The sequence below is a fragment of the Stenotrophomonas sp. NPDC078853 genome, assembly GCF_044901215.1.
GTDB lineage: Bacteria > Pseudomonadota > Gammaproteobacteria > Xanthomonadales > Xanthomonadaceae > Stenotrophomonas > Stenotrophomonas lacuserhaii.
Genome location: NZ_JBJDOQ010000002.1, coordinates 192,564 through 219,130, shown reverse-complemented (window position 1 = coordinate 219,130; position 26,567 = coordinate 192,564). Strand labels below are relative to the sequence as shown.

The 26,567-nt window shown below is 63.8% G+C and carries 28 protein-coding genes; 23 read left to right on the top strand and 5 right to left on the bottom strand.

The features are described 5' to 3' along the window. Nucleotides 1-135: 135 nt before the first annotated feature. From ACI2JH_RS03210 to ACI2JH_RS03165, 10 genes are all read left to right on the top strand, one after another. Nucleotides 136-1,326 (top strand): tyrosine-type recombinase/integrase, encoded by a 1,191-nt coding sequence (locus ACI2JH_RS03210; RefSeq protein ID WP_404735430.1) that lies wholly within the window; start codon nt 136-138, stop codon nt 1,324-1,326. A 625-nt stretch (nt 1,327-1,951) separates the two neighbouring features. Beyond that, nucleotides 1,952-2,224 carry a helix-turn-helix transcriptional regulator gene (locus ACI2JH_RS03205; RefSeq protein ID WP_404735429.1) on the top strand — a complete coding sequence of 91 codons (273 nt, stop codon included), beginning with the start codon at nt 1,952-1,954 and terminating at the stop codon, nt 2,222-2,224. Further along, entirely contained in the window at nt 2,221-2,418 is a 198-nt protein-coding gene (locus tag ACI2JH_RS03200) for a hypothetical protein (protein WP_404735428.1), read from the top strand. The genes ACI2JH_RS03205 and ACI2JH_RS03200 overlap by 4 nt, the downstream gene beginning before the upstream one ends. 9 nt (nt 2,419-2,427) lie before the next feature. Beyond that, nucleotides 2,428-2,709, top strand: a complete 282-nt coding sequence (locus ACI2JH_RS03195) for an ogr/Delta-like zinc finger family protein (protein ID WP_404735427.1) — start codon at nt 2,428-2,430, stop codon at nt 2,707-2,709. Nucleotides 2,710-3,006: 297 nt separating this feature from the next. Further along, the gene (locus ACI2JH_RS03190; protein WP_404735426.1) at nt 3,007-3,216 is read left to right on the top strand and encodes a hypothetical protein; all 210 of its coding nucleotides are present in this window, start codon (nt 3,007-3,009) and stop codon (nt 3,214-3,216) included. Further along, complete coding sequence (locus ACI2JH_RS03185; protein ID WP_404735425.1) at nt 3,213-3,428, top strand: hypothetical protein; 216 nt, start codon at nt 3,213-3,215, stop codon at nt 3,426-3,428. The genes ACI2JH_RS03190 and ACI2JH_RS03185 overlap by 4 nt, the downstream gene beginning before the upstream one ends. Next, nucleotides 3,425-4,066, top strand: a complete 642-nt coding sequence (locus ACI2JH_RS03180; protein WP_404735424.1) for a hypothetical protein — start codon at nt 3,425-3,427, stop codon at nt 4,064-4,066. The genes ACI2JH_RS03185 and ACI2JH_RS03180 overlap by 4 nt, the downstream gene beginning before the upstream one ends. After that, nucleotides 4,053-4,889, top strand: a complete 837-nt coding sequence (locus tag ACI2JH_RS03175; RefSeq protein WP_404735423.1) for a toprim domain-containing protein — start codon at nt 4,053-4,055, stop codon at nt 4,887-4,889. Before ACI2JH_RS03180 ends, ACI2JH_RS03175 begins: the two co-directional genes overlap by 14 nt. Before the next feature lie 66 nt (nt 4,890-4,955). Beyond that, complete coding sequence (locus tag ACI2JH_RS03170; protein WP_404735422.1) at nt 4,956-6,812, top strand: DUF927 domain-containing protein; 1,857 nt, start codon at nt 4,956-4,958, stop codon at nt 6,810-6,812. Nucleotides 6,813-6,882: 70 nt separating this feature from the next. After that, nucleotides 6,883-7,632, top strand: coding sequence for a hypothetical protein (locus tag ACI2JH_RS03165; protein ID WP_404735421.1), 750 nt, complete (start codon nt 6,883-6,885; stop codon nt 7,630-7,632). Nucleotides 7,633-8,411: 779 nt separating this feature from the next. Here the strand turns inward: ACI2JH_RS03165 and ACI2JH_RS03160 are convergent. Then, a complete protein-coding gene (locus tag ACI2JH_RS03160; protein WP_404735420.1) occupies nt 8,412-9,521 on the bottom strand; it encodes a hypothetical protein in 1,110 nt (369 codons plus the stop codon). A gap of 807 nt (nt 9,522-10,328) precedes the next feature. On the opposite strand from ACI2JH_RS03160, the gene ACI2JH_RS03155 reads away from it, so the two are divergent. After that, complete coding sequence (locus ACI2JH_RS03155) at nt 10,329-12,086, top strand: hypothetical protein (protein ID WP_404735419.1); 1,758 nt, start codon at nt 10,329-10,331, stop codon at nt 12,084-12,086. Nucleotides 12,087-12,141: 55 nt separating this feature from the next. On the opposite strand, the gene ACI2JH_RS03150 is transcribed toward ACI2JH_RS03155, so the two are convergent. Continuing rightward, nucleotides 12,142-12,390 carry a hypothetical protein gene (locus tag ACI2JH_RS03150; RefSeq protein WP_404735418.1) on the bottom strand — a complete coding sequence of 83 codons (249 nt, stop codon included), beginning with the start codon at nt 12,388-12,390 and terminating at the stop codon, nt 12,142-12,144. A gap of 819 nt (nt 12,391-13,209) precedes the next feature. On the opposite strand from ACI2JH_RS03150, the gene ACI2JH_RS03145 reads away from it, so the two are divergent. From ACI2JH_RS03145 to ACI2JH_RS03125, 5 genes are all read left to right on the top strand, one after another. Then, entirely contained in the window at nt 13,210-13,809 is a 600-nt protein-coding gene (locus tag ACI2JH_RS03145; RefSeq protein ID WP_404735417.1) for a hypothetical protein, read from the top strand. Nucleotides 13,810-14,266: 457 nt separating this feature from the next. Further along, on the top strand, nt 14,267-14,659 hold the full coding sequence (locus ACI2JH_RS03140; RefSeq protein ID WP_404735416.1) for a hypothetical protein: 393 nt from the start codon (nt 14,267-14,269) through the stop codon (nt 14,657-14,659). Between the two features lie 433 nt (nt 14,660-15,092). After that, nucleotides 15,093-15,314 carry a hypothetical protein gene (locus ACI2JH_RS03135; protein WP_404735415.1) on the top strand — a complete coding sequence of 74 codons (222 nt, stop codon included), beginning with the start codon at nt 15,093-15,095 and terminating at the stop codon, nt 15,312-15,314. Further along, entirely contained in the window at nt 15,311-15,586 is a 276-nt protein-coding gene (locus ACI2JH_RS03130; RefSeq protein ID WP_404735414.1) for a DNA-binding protein, read from the top strand. Before ACI2JH_RS03135 ends, ACI2JH_RS03130 begins: the two co-directional genes overlap by 4 nt. Nucleotides 15,587-15,778: 192 nt before the next feature. Next, the gene (locus ACI2JH_RS03125) at nt 15,779-16,228 is read left to right on the top strand and encodes a PA2169 family four-helix-bundle protein (protein WP_042613224.1); all 450 of its coding nucleotides are present in this window, start codon (nt 15,779-15,781) and stop codon (nt 16,226-16,228) included. An 81-nt stretch (nt 16,229-16,309) separates the two neighbouring features. Here ACI2JH_RS03125 and ACI2JH_RS03120 read toward each other — a convergent pair whose 3' ends face one another. Then, entirely contained in the window at nt 16,310-17,014 is a 705-nt protein-coding gene (locus tag ACI2JH_RS03120) for a ComF family protein (RefSeq protein WP_404735413.1), read from the bottom strand. Nucleotides 17,015-17,218: 204 nt separating this feature from the next. Between ACI2JH_RS03120 and ACI2JH_RS03115 the strand changes: the two genes are divergently transcribed. The 4 genes from ACI2JH_RS03115 to bioC are packed head-to-tail and all read left to right on the top strand — an operon-like array spanning nt 17,219 to nt 20,989. Continuing rightward, a complete protein-coding gene (locus tag ACI2JH_RS03115) occupies nt 17,219-18,433 on the top strand; it encodes an aminotransferase class I/II-fold pyridoxal phosphate-dependent enzyme (protein WP_404735412.1) in 1,215 nt (404 codons plus the stop codon). Between the two features lie 8 nt (nt 18,434-18,441). After that, on the top strand, nt 18,442-19,242 hold the full coding sequence (gene bioH, locus ACI2JH_RS03110; RefSeq protein WP_404735411.1) for a pimeloyl-ACP methyl ester esterase BioH: 801 nt from the start codon (nt 18,442-18,444) through the stop codon (nt 19,240-19,242). A gap of 39 nt (nt 19,243-19,281) precedes the next feature. Then, nucleotides 19,282-20,064 carry an SDR family oxidoreductase gene (locus ACI2JH_RS03105; protein ID WP_404735410.1) on the top strand — a complete coding sequence of 261 codons (783 nt, stop codon included), beginning with the start codon at nt 19,282-19,284 and terminating at the stop codon, nt 20,062-20,064. Between the two features lie 28 nt (nt 20,065-20,092). Then, nucleotides 20,093-20,989 carry a malonyl-ACP O-methyltransferase BioC gene (gene bioC / locus ACI2JH_RS03100; RefSeq protein ID WP_404735409.1) on the top strand — a complete coding sequence of 299 codons (897 nt, stop codon included), beginning with the start codon at nt 20,093-20,095 and terminating at the stop codon, nt 20,987-20,989. Nucleotides 20,990-21,116: 127 nt separating this feature from the next. Here the strand turns inward: bioC and ACI2JH_RS03095 are convergent, their stop codons facing one another. Then, nucleotides 21,117-21,722, bottom strand: a complete 606-nt coding sequence (locus tag ACI2JH_RS03095; protein ID WP_404735408.1) for a YdcF family protein — start codon at nt 21,720-21,722, stop codon at nt 21,117-21,119. Next, the gene (locus tag ACI2JH_RS03090; RefSeq protein ID WP_404735407.1) at nt 21,719-22,681 is read right to left on the bottom strand and encodes a pyridoxal-phosphate dependent enzyme; all 963 of its coding nucleotides are present in this window, start codon (nt 22,679-22,681) and stop codon (nt 21,719-21,721) included. The genes ACI2JH_RS03095 and ACI2JH_RS03090 overlap by 4 nt, the downstream gene beginning before the upstream one ends. A gap of 152 nt (nt 22,682-22,833) precedes the next feature. Between ACI2JH_RS03090 and ACI2JH_RS03085 the strand changes: the two genes are divergently transcribed. The 3 genes from ACI2JH_RS03085 to ACI2JH_RS03075 all read left to right on the top strand — a co-directional run bounded on the left by ACI2JH_RS03085 (nt 22,834) and on the right by ACI2JH_RS03075 (nt 26,460). Beyond that, entirely contained in the window at nt 22,834-23,379 is a 546-nt protein-coding gene (locus ACI2JH_RS03085) for a hypothetical protein (protein ID WP_101099346.1), read from the top strand. A 541-nt stretch (nt 23,380-23,920) separates the two neighbouring features. Next, nucleotides 23,921-25,810 (top strand): tRNA uridine-5-carboxymethylaminomethyl(34) synthesis enzyme MnmG, encoded by a 1,890-nt coding sequence (gene mnmG, locus ACI2JH_RS03080; RefSeq protein WP_404735406.1) that lies wholly within the window; start codon nt 23,921-23,923, stop codon nt 25,808-25,810. A 119-nt stretch (nt 25,811-25,929) separates the two neighbouring features. Further along, nucleotides 25,930-26,460 (top strand): gamma carbonic anhydrase family protein, encoded by a 531-nt coding sequence (locus ACI2JH_RS03075; protein WP_404735405.1) that lies wholly within the window; start codon nt 25,930-25,932, stop codon nt 26,458-26,460. The last annotated feature ends 107 nt before the right edge of the window (nt 26,461-26,567 follow it).

Genomic DNA, 26,567 nt, shown 5'->3' with positions numbered 1-26,567 from the left:
GCCGAATTTTCCTTTTAAATCAAGGATTTCGGCTTTTTTTGTGTCTGTTAGCGTCCTATGTGATCCACATCAATCCTGGTTCCAGAGGCGGTATCTTTGACGGTAACCCTCCTACCGCCAACACCTGTTACCGCCATGTCGCTTACCGATACCGCCATACGCAAGACAAAGCCGACAGCTACCGTGCAAAAGCTGCGCGACGGCGGCGGCCTCTACCTGCTGCTGCGGCCTGATGGTGCGAAGTGGTGGCGCTGGGATTACCGTCGCCCTGTGACAGGTAGGCGCAACACACTCTCACTGGGAACCTATCCAGATGTCAGCTTGGCCACGGCCCGCGAGCGACACGCTGCCGCGCGTAGATTGCTTGCAGACGGAGTCGATCCAGGCGAACAACGCAAGGCGCAAAAGGCAGCAACGCGGGAGCGTTCGGAAAACACATTCGAAGCGGTCGCCGCCGAGCTGATTGCCGTCAGAGCGAAGAAGATGGCTGCTACGTCGCTGGAGCGTCAGAACCGCCTTCTTTCGAAGGATCTAGGCCCCTACATTGGGCGGATGCCTGTAGATGGCGTGACCGCGCGCGATTTATTGGACGCAATCCGGAAGATTGAAGCGCGCGGCGCAAACGAGACTGCGCATCGCGCCAGAATGTTGGCAAGCCAGGTGTTCCGCTATGCAATCGCTACGGGCCGAGCAGTTCGTAATCCCGCCGAGGACCTGCGCGGCGCACTCGTCCCGGTAGAGGTCGAGCACTTTGCCAGCGTCACCGATCCTGCGCATGTTGGTGGTCTGCTACGTGCCATCTACGGGTACCAGGGCACGCCTGTTGTCGCTGCAGCACTGCGGCTGGCACCGCTCGTGTTCGTGCGCCCCGGTGAACTCCGACATGCTCGGTGGTCTGATATTGATCTTGATGCGGCAGAGTGGCGCTTCATTGCAACCAAGACAGGACAGCCTCACATCGTTCCGCTTTCGTCGCAGGCGGTTGCTGTGTTTCGCGATTTGCAGCCCCTGACCGGGCGACTCGCGTACGTGTTTCCGAGCATGCGAGGCAAAGGACGGCCCATGAGCGAAAACACTGTCAACGGTGCTCTCCGCCGCCTGGGCTATGACTCTGACACCATGACCGGTCACGGCTTTCGCGCAATGGCGCGAACTGTGCTGGATGAGGTGTTGGGATTCCGTCCGGACTACATCGAACACCAGCTGGCTCACGCTGTGCGTGATCCAAACGGTCGCGCCTACAACCGTACGGCGCACTTGGTCGAGCGCGCAAAAATGATGCAGGCCTGGGCGGACTATCTGGACGGTCTGAGAACCTCCTCCTGAGCCCCCTTTTCCTCGTTTTTATTTCTGACTCATTGTTTTTGCTGGTTACAGTGGTAACACTGGTTGCAGGGTCGCGAAAAGGCTTATACATCAATTGGTTGCGTTACTTTTCGGCGCACCCGACTTACTGGTTACAGGTGGTTACGCTGGTTACAGCGGCGGGTGATCGGTCCGCATTAGACGTATGCGGATCGATGCCGCGCGCCGATTGAATGGCTCTCCCGCAGCCTCTTTCGGGCCAGCGGGGTGACTTTGGAGGCCGCCAAGCTGTCGCCATGACGGCCGGCGACCAGGCCCAACCCGCCGCCAATCGATGGTTCGCTGCGCGTTTCGCGCCCTTGGCCTGGAAGCGCAGGTTGACAGGTGCGCCAGTTTGTCTTGCGCAACCAGTTGGCCGGCCGGACTGCTGCGCTCGCGTGCCAGCTCCTGCCAGTTGGTAAGTGCATCGCCGAGTTGCGCTGTCAAGGGGCAATCGTCCCCTTTTTGCATGTGTAATGTTACTAAATATTGTACGGCGAGCTCCTACGCATTTAGCTGCGTGAGTTCGGCGGCGGCTGTCTCTAGCCTCTAACCAAGCCCACAACACAGGGCGGCGGTTGACTCAAGGTCAGCCCCGTGACCTCCCATGCTTGGTTCTCCCAACCCTACCCCCCCCGTACCTGGCCAACCTGCCAATTCGGACCGGCCCGCCACCGGACGTGCAGAGCGCTTCCTGCGCAAGCCAGAAGTACTCAGCCGTACCGGCATCTCCCGTTCGCACCTGTACTGGCTGATGGATCGCGGCCGGTTCCCCAGGTCGATCCCCCTTTCCCCGCGCGTGACCGTCTGGCTCGAGTCGGACGTTGATGCGTGGATTGCCGCCCAGATTCCCGCCACCCATCTGCGAGTTCAGCCATGAAAGACACCATCAAACTGACCATCTCCGGCCAGAAATTCACCCTGACCCGCGCAGAGGCCGAGTTCATCGCCCAGCACCTGCGCACGGCGGTTGCCCAGCCCGATCTTGGCCTGCACTTCGCGCACGCTCGCGCCGAGCACAGCGGCCAAATCGTGCTATCTCGCGGCACCGTCGATACCCAGACCGACTGCTGAGGCGCTGCCATGACCGGTACAAAAGCATTCCTGCGCTGCCCGCACTGCGACACGGCCGCCATCGTTCGCACCAGCGTGCGGCATTCCAAGTTGCTGCGCGAGTCAACGCTTCAATGCCGCAACGCACTGTGCGGCCATACCTTCACCGCTTACACGGAAATCGTGCGCACCATCTCGCCGAGCGCATGCCCGAGCGGGGATATCTGTCTACCGATGACCAGCGCATCGGAGAGCGCCGCGTTGAAGGCGAAGCTGGCTGAAGAGCAGGCAGCCACCGGCAAGTCCGAGTGATGGTGCGCCTGTTGACAATCGGCGCGCACCAGGCGCAGCATTGCCCTGTCACCGCACAATCGGTGACCGGGTTTTGCAGCCCGCAACCAGAGGCGCACCAGCGCCCATCGACCGATGCACGGCGCTTTTTTTCTGCCTGCTGTGTCGTCGCGGGCGACTGCTTGCCAGTTCTATGGCGGGCGGTGCGCGGAGGCCGAAAGGCCTGCCGGTCCTCTGGCCGGTCTGCAAACCGCGTACCGTCCGTCACCTCGTTTTGCAGCGAGGCGGCGGAATCCACAATTCCAGAGGATTCCTGCCATGTCTAACGACACCCCGGCCGCGCCTTCGCGCTTCGCCATCCGCATTGCCCATCATTTCGGCGAAATCGCCGACACTCTGGACTGGGACCATTCCCGCTGGCAGGCGCTCGACGCGTGCCTGCAAACCACCGGCAAGTCGGTTGAATCGCTGACGCTGGGCGAAGTTCAGCACGCCATTGCGACGGCCGCACAGGAGGCCGCGCGATGATCGGCTCGCACCTGAATTCGCTGGTCGGCAACGACGACGCCGCGATGCATGACCTGTTCAGCGCTACGCGGCAGTTGCAACGCATCTACGCCATGCCGATGGCGGCGCTGTCCCAGTTGGTGGCCGCGTTGGAGTGCCACCCAACTGCGCTGGAAGACCTGCCGCTGGGACAACTGCTGGCCATGGTCGGTAGCACGGAGGTTGCCCGATGACCATCGATACCGTGAATGTGTCCGGGGTGCCGGGCGTCGCTGATGGTGTTCTGAGTGCGACGTTGGCTGATACCTGGTTCGATACCGAGCGCACCGCCACTCTGGTGAAGATGGCGCGCCGCATCGAGCGGCTGCACAGCAAAGCGTCCAAACGCCTGGCACAGGCCTGCGTTGAACTGGACGATGCATTGCAGGATCACCCCTTGGAGATGCGGCTGCGTGATCGTCTGCTGTGGCCGTTGGAGCGGGACTGCGTCGAGCTTTCGGCCGTGGCTGAGCGCGTGCATCTACGCCTGTCGCTGTTTGTTCCTGCGCAGTCCCAGGCGCGATTTGAGCAGGGCATGGCGTTGCAGCTGGCCGATGTTCAGGCCGGGCAAGGCGCAAATGGCGAGCAAGAGAAAGTAGCAGAATCCGGCACTTCATCAATGCGCTTTGGCTACTGGATCAGCGAGGACAGCTTCAATCGTCTGGAGCGCGCGCGCTCGGCCGCGCTGCTGTTGGCCAGCGTCGATGACCGCATGGCTGTCCCCTTCGATGCGGTCGCGGCCAGCGCCGCCTATGTGTATGACGACCTGGCCGCAGCGGTGGCCAACGCCACGCACAGCAGCCAACTGGAGGGCGACGATGAATCGACCTGATGGCTTCATCGCCGCGTTGCGCTCAGCAGGGCTGCTGGTGCAGTCCGTTGTCACCGATGGTCGTCTGCGGCGAGTACGCGCCGAGGGTGACGGCAGCGGACAGCGTAGCGGCTGGTATGTCCTGTATGCGGGACCGCCCATGGCCGGTGCCTATGGCAACTGGAAGACCGGGGCGAACGAGCAGTGGCGCGATGGCAACGACGACTGCCTGAGCGCATCGGAGCGTGGGCAGCTGCAAGCCGCCATGCGACGCGCACAGCGCCAGCAGCAGGCCGAGCGTGCCCGCCGACAGGGCGCAGCCCGTCAACAGGCTGTGGCGCGCTGGCAGCGCGCCTACGCCGCTTGCGCGCAGCATCCCTACCTCGCGGCCAAGGGTGTGGGCACGCATGGGCTACGCCAGGCCGACGGCCTGCTGCTGGTGCCCATGCGCGATGGCGATGGGCGGCTGTGGAGCCTGCAGACCATCGCCGCCGATGGCAGCAAGCGATTCCAAGCCGGTGGCCGCAAGCGCGGCCTGTACTACGCCATTGGGCGCCAGGTCATCGACGTGGTGTGCATTGCTGAGGGCTACGCCACGGCCGCGAGCATCTATGAGGCCACCGGCTATCCGACCGCCGTGGCATTCGACGCCGGCAATCTTGAACCGGTCGCCCGCGAGCTACGGAACAAGTTCCCGCAGGCGCTGATCGTGGTCTGTGCGGACGACGATGCGGCCACCGCGCTGCGCCGGGGCATCAACCCGGGCTTGGCCAACGCCCAGCGTGCCGCCCAGGCCGTGGGCGGTGTGGTGGCGCTACCGCCGCGGTCATCCGATGGCGCATGACCCGATGTTTCTTCTGAATCTCAATCGAAGGGCGCGATGCGCCGACGTGGCAATGGAGCCCCGTGCATGAGCAACGTCAAATCCGTGGACTTCAACGATGCCGCCAAGGCAGTAGGTAAGAAGGCCGTGCGCAGTTCAATTCAGGCGGCGGTGCGCAAAGGCGCGGGCGTGGTAGGCAAGCGCCACAGCGATGAAGATAGTGCAGCGCCGGCAGCGACACCCAAGGCCCACTATCGCCTCAGCGATGCCGGCGTGTTCTATGTCGGGGTGACCGAGGACGGCGACCTGGCCGAGCCGCAGTTCATCTGCTCGCCGTTGAAGGTCGAGGCCAAGACGCGCAACAGCCAGAGCGAGGAATGGGGCCGGCTGCTGACCTGGACCGACGCCGACGGCCACCGGCACCAATGGGCCGCGCCTGCTGAAATGCTGGTGGGTGACCCACGCGAGTTCTTGCGCCAGCTGGCCGCAGGCGGCGTCGAAATGTCGGCGCACCGCAACACCATGCAGCGGCTGTTGGCCTACATCATTCAGGAGCGCATCGACGCCCGCGCGCGCAACGTGGCCGTGCCGGGCTGGCATGACAGCAGCTACGTGCTGCCCAGCGGCGAGAGCTACGGCAGCAGTGAGGAACTGCTGGTCTACCAGCACAGCGGAGGTCTGCAGCACCACTACGCCGCCGTGGGTTCGCTGGCCGACTGGCGGCGCGAGGTGGCCAGCAGGTGCCGGGGCAATTCTCGGCTGGTGCTGGCGGTGGCCACGATGTTCGCCGGGCCGCTGTTGCGGTTCACCGGGGCCACTGGTGGCGGATTCCATATCGTCGGCGGCAGCAGTAGCGGTAAGACCACCGCGCTGCGCGTCGCTGCCAGCGTCGTGGGCCCGCCCGAGTACGCGCGCGAATGGCGCAGCACGGCCAACGGGCTGGAAGGTGTGGCGGTGCTGCACAACGATGCCACGCTGATCTTGGATGAGCTGGCGCAAATCGATCCAAAGCAGGCCGGTGATGCCGCCTATCTACTGGCCAACGGCAATGGCAAGAGCCGGGCCAACCGGGCTGGTGATGCCAGGGCCACCGCACGCTGGCGGGTGATGATCCTGTCGGCGGGCGAGGTCGGCTTGGCACAACACATGGCCGAAGTCGGCAAGCAGGCCCGTGCCGGGCAGTCAGTGCGTCTGGCTGACGTACCGGCCGAGGCGGAAGCCGGTCATGGCGTCTTTGAGCGCCTGCACGATGCCAACGATGGTGCGGGCCTGTCGGCAATCCTCAAGGATGCCGCCGCACGCACCTACGGCGCGCCGTGGCCGCTGTGGCTGGAGTACCTGACCCACACCGACAGCCCGGTCCTCACCGCGCAGCTGCGCGAGTCCACCGACCGCTTCCTGGCCACCCATGTTCCCGAAGATGCATCCGGGGAGGTGCGCCGAGTCGCTGAGCGCTTTGCCATCGCTGCCTTTGCCGGGGAGTTGGCCAGCAGTTGCCGCCACAAGCTCACCGGCTGGCCCAAGGGTGAGGCCACCTCCAGCGTAGCCGTGTGCTTCCAAGCGTGGCTGAGACGCCGTGGCGGCTCGGGCAGCGCCGATACCGATGCCCTGCTGTCGCGTATCCGCGCCTTCTTTGAGGCGCATGGCGAGAGCCGGCTGGAAGCCTATCGCGCGCCCCAAACCGGACTGCCGGTGCGCGATCGCGCGGGCTTCAAACGATTCGATGAGGTGGGCGTCACCGAGTACATGGTGCTTCCTGAAGCGTTCAACCGCGAGCTATGCGCAGGCTTCGACGCACGGCTGGCGGCGCGCGCGTTGGTGGACGCCGGGTGGCTCAAACCGGGCACCGACGGCCGGGCGTCCACGGTCGTGCGTATCCCTGGCCTGGGCGCAGTCCGTCTGTTCGTCTTCGACTCGCGCAAGGTTCACGACAGCGCGCTTTAACCCAACAGCAGCACACGGCCGCCAGCACAGTGCTGGCGCGCCATTCAATCGATCCCAATGGAGAATCCAGATGAGTGAGAACCAAGCTGTTACAACATCGCACGCCGGGACGGAGCAGAGCATCGAGCCATGCCAACCAGTCGTGGCGGACAGTGAGCGCCGTGAACGCTTGAGGGATCTGGCCGAGCAGCTGGGCGAGGCCGTGCAGGTCAAGCGCAGCATGGTGGGCAAGATCCAGACAATGCAGCGTGCGCGTCAGGCGGCGCAGGCCGATGCGGAGACTGCGCGCGAGAAGTGGCGGGAGAAGCTGCGCGAAGGGGATGGCACGCTCACGCGCGAAGTCCAGAAGCTGCGCGTGGCCGAGCGATCTGCGCTCTCGCTGGCGGAAGAGTACGGCTCCTTTGAAGAGGAGATTGCCAAAGACGTGCCGCGTGTCGAGCTTGAAGCGGTGGATCTTGCATCGAAGTGCATCAGCCTGAGAAGTGCGGTGATACAGGACGCAGCACAGCAGCTATTTGACCAGACACTCATGCAGGTGGCCGACAGCCTGGCACTGGCCTTCAAGCTGTTCTGCAAAGCAGAGAACTCCGGTCTCCCCTCGCGTCAAAAAAGCACCGTTGACGAGCTGGCGGGGCAGTTCTTCTGGCGCATCAACCGGCACATCTGTGGGCGCTTGGATGACGTGTCGGTGGAAGATCAGGTAGACGCCTACCTAGCGCTCCCGCAGTTCGACCTGCAGGACGTGGACATGGACATCGTCCGTAGCCCAGCGAGGCGCGAAATGCTGAGGAAGGAGGCTCTCGACTCGGAAGCAGCTTGATCGAGAGGTGATGGATTGGCACGAACGCATCACCCGCGCACTGCGCGGGTGATGGTGCTGGGCCCTCACATTGTCGGTTGGGCCGTCAACGCCACTCCCGGACCCGCGTTGCATGCTGATCCTCCTCAAAGCCTGACACAGCAGCATGCTCTAGATGACTCTGCTGGAATTCTTGCTAGCGCTTACAAGCCTGTCGCCCGACGTAATCCGCGATTGACTGTTGAACGATTGGCGCCGTCTTTGGATCAGAATTCGAGCGCCCCATTTCCATAAGTGTATCTCCACTGCCGAGGTACTTAACCGTATTGTTAGAACAGTTGTAGATTCGCTTGGAATAGCTTGTTTCACTTGAACGAACGCGCTTTGTCACGATTGTCCGACCAGGCCATTTGCCACCAATCTCCAAGATTGTGTACTTGGCCTTTGCGTCAGTTGGTATGGCCAAGTCCCTTTCAGCGGCGAAGGAGGCCAGTGAAATCGCGAGCATGCAAATGGTGAAAGCAAGACGGTGCATAAAATCCTCTCATAAGGGGTGAAAGCGCGTAGCAGAATCGAATGGCCGATTGAGCTGCTCAAGGCTTGGCGGGCAGTAATCGCGATGTCCGCTTGCGGCCAGAGGCGGACGCTCATGACATAAAATTTAGACTGGCGGATCAGCGCTCTGCTCGATTCCGGATTGAGGATCTCGTGCTCGGAATACGACAGTCACGCCTCATGTTGGCGAGCCGTTACGGCTCGCTCGGCTTGCGCCTGCAATCGACCATCCTCTTGGTCTCAAACTAGCGACTTTCAGCGCCAGCCTTAGCCCTGATGATATCGGGCAGTTTGAAGACATCCGCCACAATGTCAGTCTTCCGCGCCGGATAGATCTGCGCCAGTGCATTGGCGGCAGCAGCGTCTGTACGGAAAATGTCTACTCTGGGCAGATAAGAGACGTGCAAAGCATCTGCAAAGTCGCTCCCCATAGGCTTGCGAGGAGTGGACAATTGAGATGATCGCCGCAGCAGTTCCGCCAAATAGCGCAATAAAGAATCGAAAGACGGCATTGAGCCATCGACAATCACGGAACCTTCGTATTCTCTAAGTTCATCCATGAGACGACGGGCAATTGAAGCCCGCAGCTCCACAAGCGATTTATCGAGTCCACTACCAATTGCCTTTGCCAGTTCATTCCTCTGTTCTGCGCTCTCAATGGCGAGGACTCGCCTTGCCACTTCTTCCCTGATAGCTGTTACAGCCGCCACGTAAGAAACGTAGCCGCCACGCAAGATTTCCGGAAGATTCAAATTGGCGTCATTGGAGCATGCAAGCCAAGTCGCAAAGGACCTGATGTCTTGTATGCTCCTCTCAATCATCGCTACGACGTCATGCCACTCCACATCATGTCCGTAATACCTAATTAGAACATTTGAGTCCTTGAAGAACGGATATTTTCTACGAAACTCGGCGACCAGAGGGCTGCTATTTTTGCGCACTTGGCTCTCCATGGTCCGCCGCTCCTTCCTGTTCGGCGGACTGGATGCCCGCTCCATGGGCGTGCCAGCGATACCAAGATCGGGGAACCAGTTATTGGAAACGACCGGCACTTCTCCGCCAGTTGATTGAGATACAAGAGAACGAACTTCATACTCAATCAAAGATGTAAACGATGGCATGCTTTCACTTCCGCAAAACTCCGCTATTGTGCGGATGCGGTCAAGACCTTCTGCAGTCGCAGAAGCGTCCCTAGGAAAGACCTCGTAGACATGGACATCACTGAATACAAATCGGGCATGCCCGTCTTTCTTCAACTGGAGCAGTTCCGACTTTAGCGAAGCATACTTTGCGTGATCCTTGTGCTTCGTGGAAAAATGCGAGAAATCTTGACTATCCAGATATACAGTTAGCATTCCATTTGCCTCCAGCGCTTGCGTATGCGCGCCCCTGCTGTGAAGTATCACATAGCGGGTTCAGCAGTCGCCAGAGACCACCGACCCCCTAAGATAAAAAAGCGTACCCTTAGATGCGGGCGCCAGTGCGGAGTAGCAAAGCTTCGTCGAGGGCGTCGAACTTAACCGCTCCAACGGCACTGCTCTGCACAATGGCGCTCACACTCTCGAGCAGGATGTGCACTCTCCGGCCAGGTCGGCATCCCAAGATACCCTCGTTGCGATCACCGAAGACGGAGCGCCATGATTAGCGGTGGCGGTGACGCTGGCGGTGGCCGCAGGCGCTGGGGCCGGCGGTCAGTGCTGGGGCCGTCCACGGGAGAACATGATGACGTTGCCGTAGTAGCCGCCTAGCTTACGGACGTCCGCTTCCGGCCAGCGGGAGGGGCACTCCAGGTGCATCCATTTGGCACGACTCACCGCGCACCGATATGCTCTTCCCCGTACGACCATTTCCGAAGGACAGGCGTTACCCAGCAAGCTGTTTCCCATGAGCACATCCAGAAATGCCCCCTGCGCAGTCGCCCCGGTGGGCACGCTGTGGCACTCTCAGGAAGTAGTCTCCGCGCAGGGACCGTAGGGCCGTCACGAGTCTTAAAGGGGCGCAACGGACCATGTCAGGCCAAGCCTCGGCACCTCGAAGGGGAACGGAGAGAGAGGTGCATTAAGCGGGGTGGGCCATTGCGCGCCCCGCTATCCAAACGAGAGTTTGCCGACGCGACGAACCGACGGCCTGTTCAGCTATGATCTGACTCCAACGGGGGACATATGAACTGCATAGGCAAGCTCTGCTTCTTCCCACTTGACCCCAATGGCCCAAAGATCTTCGGGTTCGCTGAGTACATCGCTGCGCTCGCATTGATCGTTCTGGCATGGACGACCGTCGACTATCGCTATCGCTTCCACGTGCACACCTCCAGCGTCGATGTAAGACGCTTGGCGTTCTACTCAGTCGCGGGCATCGGAGCGCTGACAATCCTGACTGACCTATGGCGCGCATCCGGATGGTTGGTTCCTGAGATTGGATTTCTCACGCCCGCCATGTGGCAGGCCATCCTTGGCGCATGCTTTCTGGCAATGTTCCTGTTCTGGACGAGCACGGCATTTCTTGTCCCACCTATCTTTAACCGACGCAACGCCGAGCGCTTCATCGAGATCATCTATAAAGAGGTGAAGCAGGGAGATCGATCCAGAATCGCCCAAATGGCTGACGCCGTTGCTAGGTCCGCGCCTGCGATAGTTCAGATGTCACAGCAGTATCAGAAGAATAGACATGACCGTGTGCTAGCCAAACGTTTCGACGCTGGCGCTCGCGCATTAGAACTATTAGCAGATCCACGAGTCTGCAGCGTAATCGTGTCAAGCGCTCCTGCTCTGCTTGATTCCATCTTCGAGGAACTGCAAAGGAGTCCGCATGAAAGTCGCGGAACCTACACTTTAGTCTGCAATGTGCTGAGCGCTGCGATCACAGAGGAGTCCTCATTCCTCTACCATGAAATCGCTGACTGGCAACTTGGCCCGGCGGCGGCAAGCCAACCAATCACGACGCTAATTTTTGGCAATACCGAGCTGTTGGACTGCATGCAAGGTGTCTTCCGAACTGGCAGCACGCTCAATTGGAAGAACACGCATTGGCAAGCCTATCTTCGGGCGGCATCCCAGGTGGTGAGGAGCTACGCAGAACACGTACTGCCCAATCGTTTCAGGCATTCACCGACGTTGCAGGACATCTTCAATGAGCTACGGGATGCGCCAGCCATGCTAGGCATAGGTCAACCTGCGGGGCTGGAACGAAACACTGATGCTGTCCTGACGTTGCGGGCGCTAATCAACTTCATCCAGCAAACTTGCAAGAGCCTTGGTCAGACAAAAATATCTGCAAGTGATTGGTCTGGACTTGCGCAGCATCTCAACCCGATACAGCAGATCGCAGAAGTAGCATACAAAATTCTTCTTGCCTCCTCTCGCGTACGAACCCCGATAGAGACAGCCTGGCACGTACAGCACAACATCGCGTGGAGCGGAATATTTGACTCCTTCACTTCCGGCCCTGGCGATGAGGTAATGCATGAAGTTAGGGAGCGCTTAGTTCGAATGATATGGATATCAATACGCGAACTAGACTACAGTCCGAATTACGTTGGGGCGCAGATGCTCGGGCTATGCGTTAACCTCGGACTAGTGGGTGATAGACGCATTCCGTCCGCTTCAGCCAAGAGCAGCCCGCAAGACGCGCTTGCCAGGATCGTAACGCGCTGGACAAGAAGAAGGTTCGCGTGGCTGCACAAATATCATCCATCTCTAGCAACGGCAGGCTTCCCTGACGGGGTCACCTACAACAAGCAGAAGCGCTCAATATCAAAAGAGTTTTCGGTCAGTGCCTTCCAAGCAAAGCCGACCTTCAAACTCTTTCAGGTCGAGCCGGCGCCCCGTGGAGATCCGGAAAGCCACCGCAAGACGACGCGGCCACCGACGTTCTCTCCAGCGAACAACCGTCGACAGATACCAGATCGCCCCTGGTTCTAGCTGAACTTCAGCCCCCGGGCAGGCTTAGTACTCAAGCAGCGGTAACGCAGGTTCCTCATGTGCCGGTCGTCGCCGCCGTGAACGGATTGAAGCAGATCACGTCCATGTCCCGCCACTCGTTGATGGCGGTCATGTGTGCCTGTAGCGGGGCAAGCTTCAAGGCCGCCCAGACCTGCGGGGCCTTGCCGATATCGCCAAGGCTGCTGGAGTTCTGCGCCACGATTCCGTGTAGCTGGGGCTGAACCCGCAGGGCAGTCAGCATGTCGTCGGGGATGACGCTATTGATACCGCTGAGCTTGTCCATTGCCGCTATCTCACTGATCGATGGGGCTCAGCGTTATGCCGTCTTTCTAGCCGCAGTTCTACAGGCTCGCGGGGGTTACCACTGTTACCGCCTGTTACCACCGGTCCGCCGCTCCTGAAATAGCAGTAATCTATTGATTTATATAAATACAATCGCGTGTGTTACCGCTGTTACCACTGTTACCTGTGATTTCGGCATGTCAGGAAAAACAATACAGCTCTGCAAAGTTAGCGACGAGCGCAAGGCGTTGGAGTCCAAGGGATTCAGCCGCGAGCGGCCAGTATTAGTGCAACGATGACTTGTTACCAAAAATCGGTTGCCAATCATCATTACATGGCGTTCCCTAAACATCCTATAGGTGAGAAGTTGCTTGTTGGACGGTCTTGGACGCCGGCTTTCCTCGCTGCCTCAGCTCTATCCTGGCCACCCGACTGCACCCCCTTTGCAACACGCAGTTTTGCCCCCCTTTGGCGCAGGGTTTCGCAGGTAGACAGCCCAGATCTCGATCACCTCGAATGCGTTGCCACGCCTGCCCGTGGCCGGGTGCAGGTGGCGCAGAAAAAGCACACTACAAAGCCCGCAGGCGTGGTGGGGAGACAACTGCGCGCGGCGGGTGTAACCCCCTGCTCCCATTTCGCAATGGGCGCTACGCGCACCAAAAGTGGGATTCGGTCGAGTGGGCAGCGTTGACGCCTTGGGCAGCTATCGGAGCGACCAAGACCTCCAGAAAATGGACCTCACACACCTCTCGTACTGGGAGAGATTCAGGGGCTGTTTAGCAGTAGACTGCCCCGGAACAATCAACGTAAAGGGACTTAAATGAATTTTGAAAAGGCTCGGATGTTGGCTCTTGCGTTGGCGACAACGATGCTAGTCGCCTGTGCTTCTTCCTCGGTTTTGGTGGGAAGCGCTAGACCCCCCATAGCGGTGGAACTGGTTAAGGTCTACCTCGATGCACCTGCAGACTATGAAACCGTAGCGCTGCTCGAAGCATCGGACCTAGGCGCCAATGGGTTCTCGGCCCAGAGCCGGATGAACAAAGTTATGAACCGTTTGAAAGACGAGGCTGCTGAGCTGGGTGCCAATGGCATCCTCTTGCAGGGCATCGATACCCGGTACACCGGCTCGGTCAACAGCGGCTATGCGAACGCGACCGCTTATGGCAATTCGGCGTCAGCAACTGGCGTGGGCTATTCGGCTGCGCAATTCAGCAAGGTGGGCCGTGCCATCGCCATCTTCGTGCCCGACAAGGCGGTGAACATGCCAGCACCGTCGCCTACGCCTGAAGTGCAGACCAGTCCGGCACCGATAGAAGCGCCGGCGTCTCCGCAACCGCTAGCGACCCCTGCGCCTACGGTCTCTCCAACTACGTCATCGAGTGGATCCAATTGGCGCAAGTGGGGCAACAAGGACGAATAGGGAGCTGGCCTACGTCCGTGGGTTTCGTCATCTTCACTGTGATTGGCTTCCTGCTGCTGTCTATCATCGGCGGAGCATTACTTTGGGCCCTCAGCGTCCTGTGCACCTTCGTGTCTGCCCTGGTGGGCGGTCAGGACTCTCTTCGCCGCTAATGATTTTGTACGACAGGTCGTTGGTTAGGCCAGCGTTACTCGACGGTAACTATGGCGGTAGGTTTCCTGAGCCCACTACCCGGATCCCTTTTACATCAATGACTTCCGTCGTATATGCGAATCCCTCCGGGCGCACCATCTCTTCGCTTCACCCCCCGCGTCCCAGGCCCACGGCCCCGACGCCGCGAGCAGGCCCCCTGAAGGCGTGTTCAGCCACGGCAGCCACGCTTCACACCCCCTCCAACTCCCCTGCGACAGCATCGGCCTCCCACGGGCACCTGCCCGCCTGCAGAGGAGTGGCATCGATGAACATCCTGCGTACCCCGCTTGCCCGGTCCCTGGCCGTAGCTGTCGCCTTCGCCATGGCGGTCCCCGCATTCGCTGCGCCGTCGAACAAGTGGAACGTCGAACTGAAGGGCCGATCCAAGATCGATGGCGAGGTCACCCTCGCGGTGACGCCGCAAGCAGGTGAAGCCACCAATGTCGCCATCGCCATCCCGGCCGCCACCAATCACGAAGCGGCCGCGGTGCTGATCTCCAATGCGCTCTCCAAGGAGTTCGGTGCGGGCGTCTACAGCATCAAGACCGACGACACCGACGAAGTCGAGATCAAGGCCGTCAATGGCAACCGCGATTTCGATGTGATTGTGGTACGCAACACGGCAGATGGTCTGGAGCTCAAGCTCGACCGCGATTGAGCCCGGCGGCCCCCGCGTCATGCGGGGGCTTGCCTTGAACCGGCGGCGCATTCCGCATTACAGCCCCCTCCTTGGGCACGTCGCCTTTGACTGATGCCCTGCGCCGCCGTCCATGCGACGTGCCGGCCCTATGCCGCACCCACAACTGCAACTTTGCCCATGTACGCAAAGGCACCCGACTGATGGGATGAACCTGCTGGCGACGTAGATCGCCAGCCGGGATTCGCATCCTGATTTGAAGGCGGTATTTGGCTCTGTTTTGCCCTCTGGGCACGGCGGAGAATGCACTGCATCGCGCACCGTTCATACGGCGGGCGATGCGGGGGATCCCTGATCCGCCGGATTTTTGACCGTCTTCAACCGGTATGCGAACCCGCATCGCCCGCCACCTGACGCTTCGGCGCAGGTGGCCTCAAGCCTTGTGAGGTTCTTCATGGATACGCCGACTGAATCGCAACATCCCCGGAGCGCCAAACGCCTGTACGCGCTGATGGGCGACAAGACGCACGACTTCCCGCCCCACTTCATCGAACGTCTTGAGCGACGTCTGGAAGAGTTCGAAACCTCCCTGACGAGCGCCCACGTCGTCCTGCACCTGCAAGCTGCCCCTGACAACGGACGCGACGCCCGGCAGGACACGGGGAGTCAGGAATGACGCCCTATGAGCAGGCAAAGGCGCATCTGGCGAACCGCCGCGCAGCCGAGATGGCCGAGTACCTGGACGGCCGTCTGCACATGGCCCACTACGATGAGAGCACGTTTGCGCGCTCGTTGCTGCTGGCAGCCGAGTTGCACGGCATGAGTCATGTCGCGCAGCAGTGCGGCCTCAGCAGCGAGTCCATGCGACGGCACTTGAACGGCACGCGTCCGTTGTACTTCGACAGCGTGCTGGGCGTCATGCGTGCACTGGGAATCCAGCTGCGGTAGAGGCCTCCGCCTGAGCCCGCCCAAGTGGCCATTCAAGGGCTTCATACCGGCAGCGTCAGCCCCCGTTGGGCCACATGACGGGCGCATCAAACGGTGCTCACCTGCAGTGGACTCGCTCCTGTCCAAGGTGGTCTCCAACGGCACGGCATCACTCCCGCCGTTCCATTCGACCACTCACACGGAGCACTATCCATGAGCACCCAGTCCAAGATCGAACACAGCCTCAATGACCTGATTGAGATCGCCCGTGATGGTCAGAAGTTCTACAGCGAAGCCGCCACCAAGGTGAAGGACGCCGAACTTGCTGCCCTGTTCACTCGCATCGCCGGCAGCAAGGCCGACATCGTCACCTCGCTCAGCGCGACTGTCGCCGCGACCGGTGGTGAGCCGGCAGAGCACGGCACCTTCGTCGGTTCGGTGCAGAAGATGTACGGCAACATCCGCGCCACCCTGGGCGACACCGAGTACGGCTATGTCGCCGAACTGGAAGAGTCCGAAGATCGCCTGCTGAAGGCCTTCAAGGACGTGCTGACCGACAACGACGTGCCGGCCCCGGTGCGCACGGAAGTCACCCGCCTGCTGCCGGAAGTGCAGGAGACCCATGCGGTCATGCGCGCCCGCAAGCATGCAATGAAGTCGTAAGACCTCACGCTGCATCTTTCTAAAAGCCGACGCTGCCTGGCAGCGTCGGCTTTTTCGTGGGCGCCATGAAGTGATGCCCCATCACGGCACCCGCGCACAAACCCACGCGTTCACCTCTTTGCACCCTGCTTTCCGCAACGTCTCCGCACACGCATGCAGCGTGCTGCCCGTGGTCATCACGTCGTCCACCAGCACCACCGCCTGCGGGACCTCCCCTACTACGGCGAACGCGCCATCCAGATTGTGCCTGCGCGCATCGGCGTTGCGCTCGGACTGCGGTGCGGTGGCGCGTATCCGGCGCAGTCCTTTCCAGCGCGGCGCGCCGATCAGGCGGGCCAACTCTGCAGCCTGGTCGTAGCCGCGTTGACGCAGCCGGCGGGGATGGAGCGGCACGGCGACCAGCGGCGCGAGCGGCCACGGCGGTGGATTGAGGGCCATCAACTGCGCCAACAACCGCCCTGCGGCCAGGTCTGAATGGAATTTGTAGCGGAGCAGCAGGCCGGACACGGGGTCTTCGTAGCGCAGGCTGGCCCAGCAGGCATCCAGCGGTGGCGCGGATTCTTCGCAGTGGAAGCAGAGCTCGTCCGCGTCTTCGTGCAACGGAAGTGCGCAGCGCGCGCAGCCGTCGCTGTGCCAGGGGAGGGTCAGGCTGCAGGCACCGCAGAGTTCGTGGCCGCGTTCGCCTGGGTCGGCGCAGATCTGGCAGACCGGGGGGAGCAGGCTGCCCAGCAGGGAATTGGCGAGGGTGCGGAGGGTGGTGGGCAGCGGCATGGTGGGGATGAGCATGCGGTTGGTGGGGGGTGTCTGGTATCGGGAGAGGGCGCGGAGTGCAGCGGGGCTATGCCCCGCCTGTGACGACCAACGGTCGTCACCCACCGAACCGTTCTGACGACCAGCGGTCGTCACTACCGACCGGCGGTGGGGGGGCCTCACGGCCCGGCTGGCGGTGGGTTTGTTACGCTATCGGCCCGTTCATCCGTAGTGCGCCCGATGGCCCGTCCTGATCTGTTCGAGCGAATCCAGACCCTGCGCGCCAGCGTGGACAGCCTGCATTCGGGCGCGCCGGTGCAGGCCGTGGGCCGTCGCGATGGCGTCCGCGTCGAGGTTGATGGCCACGCGCTGACCAGCTTCCGCGGCAGCGATTATCTCGGCCTGGCGCAGCAGTTCGGCGTGGTCAATGCGCTGCAGGATGCAGTCGCGCGCGAAGGCGTCAACGGCGGCGCCGCGCCAGCCGCCGGTGGCCGCCATGCGCTGCACCAGGCGCTGGAAATCGAAGCCGCTGAGTGGCTGGGCCATCCGCGTGCCCTGTTGTTCAGCAGTGCCTACCTGGCCAACCTGGCCGTGCAGCAGGTGCTGCTGTGCGAAGACGGCGATGTCTGCGCGCAGGACCAGCTCAACCATCCCAGCCTGCTCGATGCCACCGCACTGGCCGGTGCGCGCCTGCGCCGTTACCCGCACCTGGATGCCGAAGGCGCGATGCGCCAGCTCAAGCACGCCGCCGAAGGCGCGGCGATGCTGGCCACCGATGCGGTGTTCTGCATCGATGGCGATAGTGCGCCGCTGCGCTCGTTGTCGCTGGTTGCGCGCATGCAGGAGGCGCTGCTGTGCGTGGACGATACGCATGGCATCGGCGTGCTCGGCGAGGGCGGCCGTGGCAGCGTGTCGGCCGCCGGGCTGGGCACCGCCGATGTCCCGCTGCAGGTATTCGCGCTGGATGCCGCACTCGGTGGCTCCGGTGCGTTGGTGGTCGGTGACGCCGCACTGCTGGAGCATCTGGCCGCCACCGCGCGGCCCTATCTGTATTCCCCTGCCCTCTCGCCCGCATTGACCGCCGCATCGCTGGAGGCAATGCGGCTGGCGCGCCGCGATGACTGGCGCCGCGAGAAACTGGTTGAACTGGTCGGTGTGTTCCGCCGCGCCGCGCGTGGCCACGGCCTGGGCCTGATGGCTGCCGAAACGCCGATCCAGTCGCTGTCCTTCGCCACCGATCAACAGGCCATCGCGCTGGCGCAGAACCTGCAGCAGGCCGGCATGTGGGTCGGCACGGTGCCGGCCAGCCTTACCGGCGATGGCGCGGCGCGCCTGCGCGTCAGCCTGTCGGCGTTGCACGTGCCTGCGCAGGTGCAGGCCCTGGTGGATGCGATCGCGCGCGCACGCGACGGCCTGCACGCCGGCACGCTGCTGCCGGCCGCCGCGCTGGCCTGACCCTGCGCATGCATATCGCCGTCAGTGGCAGCGGCCCAGCGCTGGTCCTGATCCATGGCTGGGCCCTGCAGGGCGACGTCTTCGCGCCGCTGGTGGAACGCCTTTCCGGTCAGTTCACCCTGCACGTGGTGGACCTGCCCGGACATGGCCGCAGCCGCGAAGATGCCACGCCGCTGGAATGCGAATCCGTGGTGGCTGCCATTGCCGCGGCCACGCCGCCGGCGGTGTGGTGCGGGTGGTCGCTGGGCGGCCTGTTCGCGCTGCATGCCGCCGCGACCCGGCCGCAGGTGCAGGGGCTGGTGATGCTGGCCTCCTCGCCACGCTTCGTGCGTGAGGAAAGCTGGCCGCATGCAGTGCCGGCACCGGTGTTCGCGCAGTTCGCGAATGACCTGGCCGTCGATTTCCCGGCCACGGTGGATCGCTTCCTTGCACTGGACCTGATGAACACAGACCCGGCACGCGCCGACCTGCGTGGCCTGCGCCAGCGCCTGGTGGACGCGGGTGCACCGGCGCCGCGCGTGCTGGAAGAAGGCGCGCGGCTGCTGCAGTCGGCCGACCTGCGCGGTGTGTTGCCGTCGCTGCGCACGCCCAGCCTGTGGTTGCCCGGCCACCGCGACCGACTGGTGCCACCGGCCGCAGCGCATGCCGCCGCCGCAGTGTGCCCGGCCGGTGCAGCGAAGGCGCAGACCATCGCCCACGGTGGCCATGCGCCGTTCCTGGGGCAGGCCGACGAGGTTGCCGCGCAGCTGCAACACTTCATCACGGCGCAGGTAGTGACGGCGGTTGGCCGTCAACCCACAATGCAGTAGTGACGGCCAACCGCCGTCCGCAACAGAAGGTGGACTGACATGGATCTGGGAATCGCCGGCCGTTGGGCTTTGGTGTGCGGCGCAAGCAAGGGCCTCGGCCTGGGCTGCGCGCGTGCGCTGGCGGCCGAGGGCGTGAACGTGGTCATCGTCGCCCGTGGCGAGCAGGCCCTGCAGCAGGCTGCCAATGCCCTGCGCGCCCTCCCCGGTGCCGGCCAGGTGGTCGCGGTGGCCGCCGATGTCACCACCGAAGCCGGCCGCGCCATCGCGCTGGCCGCCTGTCCGCAGGTGGACATCCTGGTCACCAACGCCGGCGGCCCGCCGGCCGGTGACTTCCGCCAGTTCGAACGCGAGGACTGGATCGCCGCGCTGGATGCCAACATGCTCGCGCCGATCGCCCTGATCCGCGCCACGGTGGATGGCATGATCGCGCGCGGTTTCGGCCGCATCGTCAACATCACCTCTTCGTCGGTGAAGGCGCCGATCGACATCCTGGCCTTGTCGAACGGTGCGCGTTCCGGGCTGACCGGCTTCGTCGCCGGGCTGGCGCGGCGCACGGTATCGGCCAATGTCACCATCAACAATCTGCTGCCGGGCCAGTTCGACACCGACCGCCTGCGCGGCAACTTCGCCTTCATGGCCAGGCAGCAGAATGCCGATGCAGAGGCCATCGCCGAGCAGAAACGCCGCCACATCCCCGCCGGGCGCTTTGGCCAGCCGGATGAGTTCGGCGCAGCCTGCGCGTTCCTGTGCAGTGCACAGGCCGGCTACCTGACCGGACAGAACCTGCTCATCGACGGCGGCGCCTACCCGGGCACGTTCTGAGGCCGCACCCTGCTCCACCGAGACCCGCATGAACCAGCGCACCGACCCCCGCCCCGATCCCCGCCACGTGCGCCGCGCATTCTCCCGCGCTGCCACCACCTACGATGCCGCCGCCGCGCTGCAGCGCGAGGTGCAGCAGCGCCTGATGGAATCGCTGGAGTACCTGGAAGCCCGCGTGCCGGAGGTGGTGCTGGATGTCGGTGCGGGCACCGGGCATGCCAGTGCGCTGATGAAGAAGCGCTGGCCGAAAGCGCAGGTGATCGCACTGGACGTGGCCGAACCGATGCTCGCCCAGGCCAAGCGCCAGGCCGGCTGGTGGAAGCCCTTCCAGCGGGTGTGCGCCAGTGCGACGGCGTTGCCGCTGGCCGACAACAGCGTGGATGTGATCTTCAGCAATCTGTGCCTGCAGTACGTGGATGACCTGCCGGCGGTGTTCGCCGGCTTCCGCCGCGTGCTCAAGCCCGGCGGGCTGCTGCTGTGTTCCACCTATGGGCCGGAGACGCTGATCGAGCTGGCCGAAGCCTTCCACGCCGCCGACGAGCAACCGCACGTGAGCCGCTTCGCGCCGATTGCCCAGTTCGGCGATGCGTTGATGATGGCCGGCTTCCGCGACCCGGTGCTGGACCGCGATCTGTTCACCCTGACCTACGACGATCTGCCGGCGCTGATGGCCGAACTGCGCGCGCTGGGCGCGACCAACGCGCGGCTTGATCGGCGGCGCGCACTGACCGGGCCGGGCCGTTTCAAGGCGGCCGCGGCGGCGTATGAACCGATGCGGCGCGCCGACGGCAAGCTGCCCAGCAGCTGGGATGTCATCTATGCCCATGCATGGGCACCGCAGGCCGGCGCGCCGATCCGCGAACAGGGCCAGGACATCGCGGCGGTGCCGCTGTCGGCGATCCCGATCCGCCGCCGCCCGGGTTGAAACCGCCGCGCTCCGCGCTCGAGGTAGCGCCGAGCCATGCTCGGCGGCTCTTCGTCCGGACTGCGCGCCGCCGGATACCGGCCGCGCTCCGCGCACGCCGAGCATGGCTCGGCGCTACCACGGCGGGCTACCGCGTGGCCTGCACGAACAGGTCGCGGTGGAAGAAATAAATTTCCTGCGCCAGGAAGCGCCAACTGGTGTGGAAGCTGCGGAAGCGCGTGCTCGGCGTGGACGAGGCCAGCGCATCGATGCCCATCGCCCGGCTCAGCCGCAGCGCGCGTGCCATGTGCAGCGGATCGCTGACGATGATCACCCGGTGCAGGTCGCGCTGGTCCATCAGCCGCTTCGCTTCGACCAGGTTCTGCACGGTGTTGCGTGACTGCGTTTCGATCAGGATCGCCTTCGCCGGCACGCCCTGCTTCAGCGCGTAGCGCCGCGCCACCTGCGATTCGGAAAAGCGCGCACCACTGCCGCCATAGCCGCCGGTGAAGATCAGCAGCGGCGCATAGCCGGCTTCGTACAGGTCAAGCCCGTGGCGGATGCGCTCCTGGAACACCGGCGACGGCTTGGCGTCATAGGCGGCGGCACCGAGCACGATGATGGCATCGGCCTTGGCCGCCTGGTCGCGCTCGCCGATCCACATGATCCAGCCGGTCACGCCCAGCAGCCACACCAGCACCAGCACGAACAGGCGCCACATCCAGCCCAGCAGGCCGACACGGTGGCGGCTCATGCGGCCGACCAGGGCAAGGCGTCGATGTCCACGTTGCCGCCGGACAGCACCAGCCCCACGCGCAGGCCGACGAAGCGTTGCGGCTGGGCCAGTACTGCAGCGAAGGCAATCGCCGAGGACGGCTCCACAGTCTGCTTGAGCACCTGCCACAGCAGGCGCATGGCGGCCACGGTGGCGGCATCGTCCACCACGATCACCTCCGCGCCCGACGCCTGCAGCACCTGGAAGTTGGGCGCCCCGAGCGTGCCACGCAGTCCATCGCAGACGGTATCGGGCACGAAGTCGATGCGACGCTCACCGGCCTGCAACGAGCGCGCGGTATCGGCAGCACCGGCCGGTTCGGCCAGCACCAGCCGGGTCTGCGGGGACACCTGCTGCAGCGCCAGCGCCGTGCCTGCGGCGAGTCCACCGCCGCCTACCGGTACCACCAGCACGTCAAAGGGCCCTTCGGCCTGCAGCAGTTCCAGAGCGGCAGTTCCCTGCCCGGCAATCACCGCCGCGTCGGTATACGGGTGGACCAGCGTGGCGCCGGTATCGGCCTGGACCTGGGCGCACATCGCTTCGCGTGCGGCGATGGTCGGCGCGCACTGCCACAGCGTGGCGCCGTGGCGGGCGATGTTGGCCAGCTTGGCGGCCACCGCGCCTTCGGGCACCACCACGTGGCAGGCAATGCCACGGGTGAGCGCGGCCAGTGCCAGCGCGGCGCCGTGGTTGCCGGACGAATGGGTGACCACCCCGGCCGACGCCTGCTCGGCCGGCAATGACCACACCGCATTGCAGGCACCACGGAACTTGAACGCGCCGCTGCGCTGCAGGTGTTCGGCCTTGAACGCCAACTGCGCGCCGGCCAGCGCGTTGAGCGTCCGCGAGCGCAGCACGGGCGTCACGGCCGCATGCGGGGCGATCCGCGCGGCGGCTTCAAGTACGGCGTGGGCGGGGGGGGGTGGCGCCTCGTTCATCTGCAAAGATTAACGTATGCCCCAATCGCTCGCAGCGCCTGTCGCGGACCCCATCGGGCCGATTGCCAACCATTCATGCTTGCGCGGGTGAATTTATCGGCGATTCAATGCGAAAGGCTAAGCTGGAGACCTTACCCTTGGGGGGCCGTACCATGAAGATGCGCTTGATCGTTGCCGGAGGCCTGTTGCTGGCCTTGTCCGGCTGCGCCACGTATGACTATGTCGGCAGTGGCGGTGGTGGCGGCGGCAGTGGTTACTACCATGGCTCCCCTTCCACGGAATACCGTTACCCGGCGGGTTATCCCTACGGTTACGGCGGCAGCCCCTATGGTTACGGCAGCGGCTACTACGGTCGTGGCTATTACGGTGGCGGCTATGGCTATGGGTACCCGGTCTATCGCCCCTACCCCAATTATCGTCCGCCGCACCATGGCCACCGTCCGCCGGGCAATCGTCCGCCGCCCGACCGCCCGCGTCCGCCGAACACCCGCCCGCCGGGCAACAACGGCGGATCGCCGTGGCGCAACCTGGATTCCAACACGCGTCCGTCGCGTCCGCCGCAGGGCCAGGGCATGAGCCGTCCCCAGCCGCAGCAGGTACGCCCGTCACCGCCGCCACGCCCGGCGTCGGCACCGCGTCCCAGTGGTTCGCCGTGGCGAAATTTGAACCGCGCCACAGAACGACAGCAGGAGCGGTGATCGGCTCTTGAACCTTCCGCCGGGAAGGTTCAAAGTAGGCCCGGATTGACCCGCCGCGTCCAAAAGTGACAAAGTCGACGCAGCCGGTCATACGATCTACGTCGATATCCGCCAGGAACATCTGGATCCCCCCTGTTCCGGCCCTGTCGGATGTCGGCACCTAAAAAGACAAGGCCCCGCGCAAGCGGGGCCTTGTTGTTTCAGCGTCTGTTGCAGGTGGAACGGCCTTGCTCCGGTCTTCCGGAAAAAACAGGGCCGGACAGTCCCCCGACTGCCGGCCCTACGCTTCCCCAATGTGCATCTGGACCAGCCCCTGTTCCAATTCCGGTCCGTAGCGCCAATGGCGCCGATCACGCTGGGTGCTAAGGATATATCTGCAGGTTCCATGCCAACTTTAGGGTCGATTCACGAATCTGCCCGGATTTCTGTCCGGCGGGGACGAAAGGAATCTGACCCCGGCCCCGATTGGCGTTAAAATCGCCACCCTCCAAGGCGCCTGCGCCTGCCCAACCGATGGCTGCGGCCACCCCCTGCCTTCCCCATGACCGACTCCTTCCATCGTTACGACGTCATCGTCATCGGCGGCGGCCACGCCGGCACCGAAGCGGCGCTCGCCGCGGCACGCGGTGGCGCGCGCACCCTGCTGCTCACCCACAACATCGAAACCGTGGGCGCGATGAGCTGCAACCCGGCGATCGGCGGCATCGGCAAGGGCCATCTGGTCAAGGAAATCGATGCGCTGGGCGGGGCGATGGCGCACGCCGCCGACCGCGCCGGCATCCAGTGGCGCACCTTGAACGCGTCCAAGGGGCCGGCGGTGCGCGCTACCCGCTGCCAGGCCGACCGCAACCTGTACCGCATGGCGATCCGCGCCATCGTGGAAGCGCAGCCGAACCTGACCGTGTTCCAGGCCGCCGTGGATGACCTGGTCATCGAGGGCGACCAGGTGCGTGGCGTGCTCACCCAGACCGGCCTGCGCTTCGATGCGGCAGCGGTGGTGCTGACCGCCGGCACCTTCCTGGCCGGCAAGATCCACGTCGGGCCCACCCAGTACGCCGCCGGCCGCATGGGCGATCCGCCGGCCACCACGCTGGCCGCGCGCCTGCGCGAGCGCCCGTTCCAGGTGGACAGGCTGAAGACCGGCACCCCGCCGCGCATCGACGGCCGTTCGCTGGACTACAGCGTGATGGACGAACAGCCGGGCGACGATCCGCGCCCGGTGATGTCCTTCCTCGGCTCGGTGGATGAGCATCCGCCGCAGGTCAGCTGCTGGATCACCCATACCAGCGCGCGTACCCACGACATCATCCGCGAGTCGTTGCATCGCTCGCCGCTGTACAGCGGCCAGATCGAGGGCATCGGCCCGCGTTACTGCCCGTCCATCGAAGACAAGGTGGTGCGTTTCGCCGAGAAGGAAAGCCACCAGATTTTCGTCGAGCCGGAGGGCCTGGGTATCGTGGAGATCTACCCCAACGGTATTTCGACCTCGTTGCCGTTCGATGTGCAGCTGGCGATGGTGCGCAGTATCCGCGGCTTCGAGAGCGCGCATATCACCCGCCCCGGCTACGCTATCGAATACGACTACTTCGATCCGCGCGGGCTGAAGGCATCGCTGGAAACCAAGACCGTGGGCGGGCTGTTCTTCGCCGGCCAGATCAACGGCACCACCGGCTATGAAGAAGCCGCCGCGCAGGGCCTGTTGGCCGGGCTGAATGCCGCCCGCCAGGTGCGTGGGCTGGACGGCTGGTGCCCGCGCCGCGATGAAGCGTACCTCGGCGTGCTGGTGGATGACCTGATCACCCACGGCACCACCGAGCCGTACCGCATGTTCACCAGCCGCGCCGAATACCGGCTGCAGTTGCGCGAAGACAACGCCGACCAGCGCCTGACCCCGATCGGCCGCGAGATGGGCCTGGTGGACGACCGCCGCTGGGCGGCGTTCGAGACCAAGCAGGCGGCGGTGGGCGCCGAAAGTGCGCGGCTGCGTGCGCTCTGGGCAACGCCCGGCAATGCCCTGGGCCGCGAAGTGGAACAGGTGCTGGGCGTGGCGGTGAGCCGGGAAACCAACGTGCTGGACCTGATCAAGCGCCCGGAACTGGACTACGCCAAGCTGATGCAGGTGCCCTCGCTGGGCCCGGGCGTGGACGATGCCAAGGTGGCCGAGCAGGTTGAGATCGGCGTCAAGTACGCCGGTTACCTGGACCGCCAGCGCGATGAGATCGAGCGCCAGCAACGGCACGAATCCACCCCGATCACCGAGGGCTTCGATTATGCGATCGTGCGCGGGTTGTCGGCCGAAGCGCTGCAGAAACTCGAACGCGTGCGGCCGCAGACCATCGGTCAGGCCCAGCGCATCCCCGGCATGACCCCGGCGGCGATTTCGCTGCTGCTGGTGCACCTGGAGCGTTCGCGCCGCGGGCGCGTGGCGTAAGGCGGCGGGCCTGCGGGCCGCTGCGCTCGCCGAGCATGGCTCGGCGCTACCCTTATGGCCGAGCATGGCTCGGCTACCTTTTCTGCCGGGCAGGGCTCGGCGCTGTACCGGAGAACCCGATGAACCCGCTACGCCCCTTCCGCGACAAGATGCCGGTGCTCGGCGCGCGTGCCTACATAGACCCTGCCTGCACGATCATCGGCGACGTGGAAATCGGCGAGGATGCTTCGGTGTGGCCGGGCACGGTGATCCGCGGTGACGTCAACTTCGTGCGCATCGGTGCACGCACCAACGTGCAGGACGGCACCATCATCCATGTCAGCCACCACAGCCCGTTCAACAAGGCCGGCTATCCCACGCTGATCGGCGAAGGGGTCACTGTCGGCCACGGCTGCATCATCCATGCCTGCAGCATCGGCGATTACAGTCTGATCGGCATGGGCGCCTGCATCCTCGATGGGGCCCGGGTGGAGAAGCACGGCTTCGTCGGCGCCGGCGCGGTGGTGGGTCCGGGCAAGGTGGTCGGTGAAGGCGAACTGTGGGTAGGCAACCCGGCCCGCCCGGCGCGCATGCTGAAGGACAGCGAGATCGAAGCGCTGCACTATTCGGCCGACCACTACGTGCGGTTGAAGGACGAGTACCTGGGCTGAGGCCCACCTGCCACTGGAGCCGACTTCAGTTGGCTCGGTGACCGCGGCAACCTGCTAAAGTCAGACTCCGACCCAGGATGACGTCGAGACTCACATGCCCGTGGCCG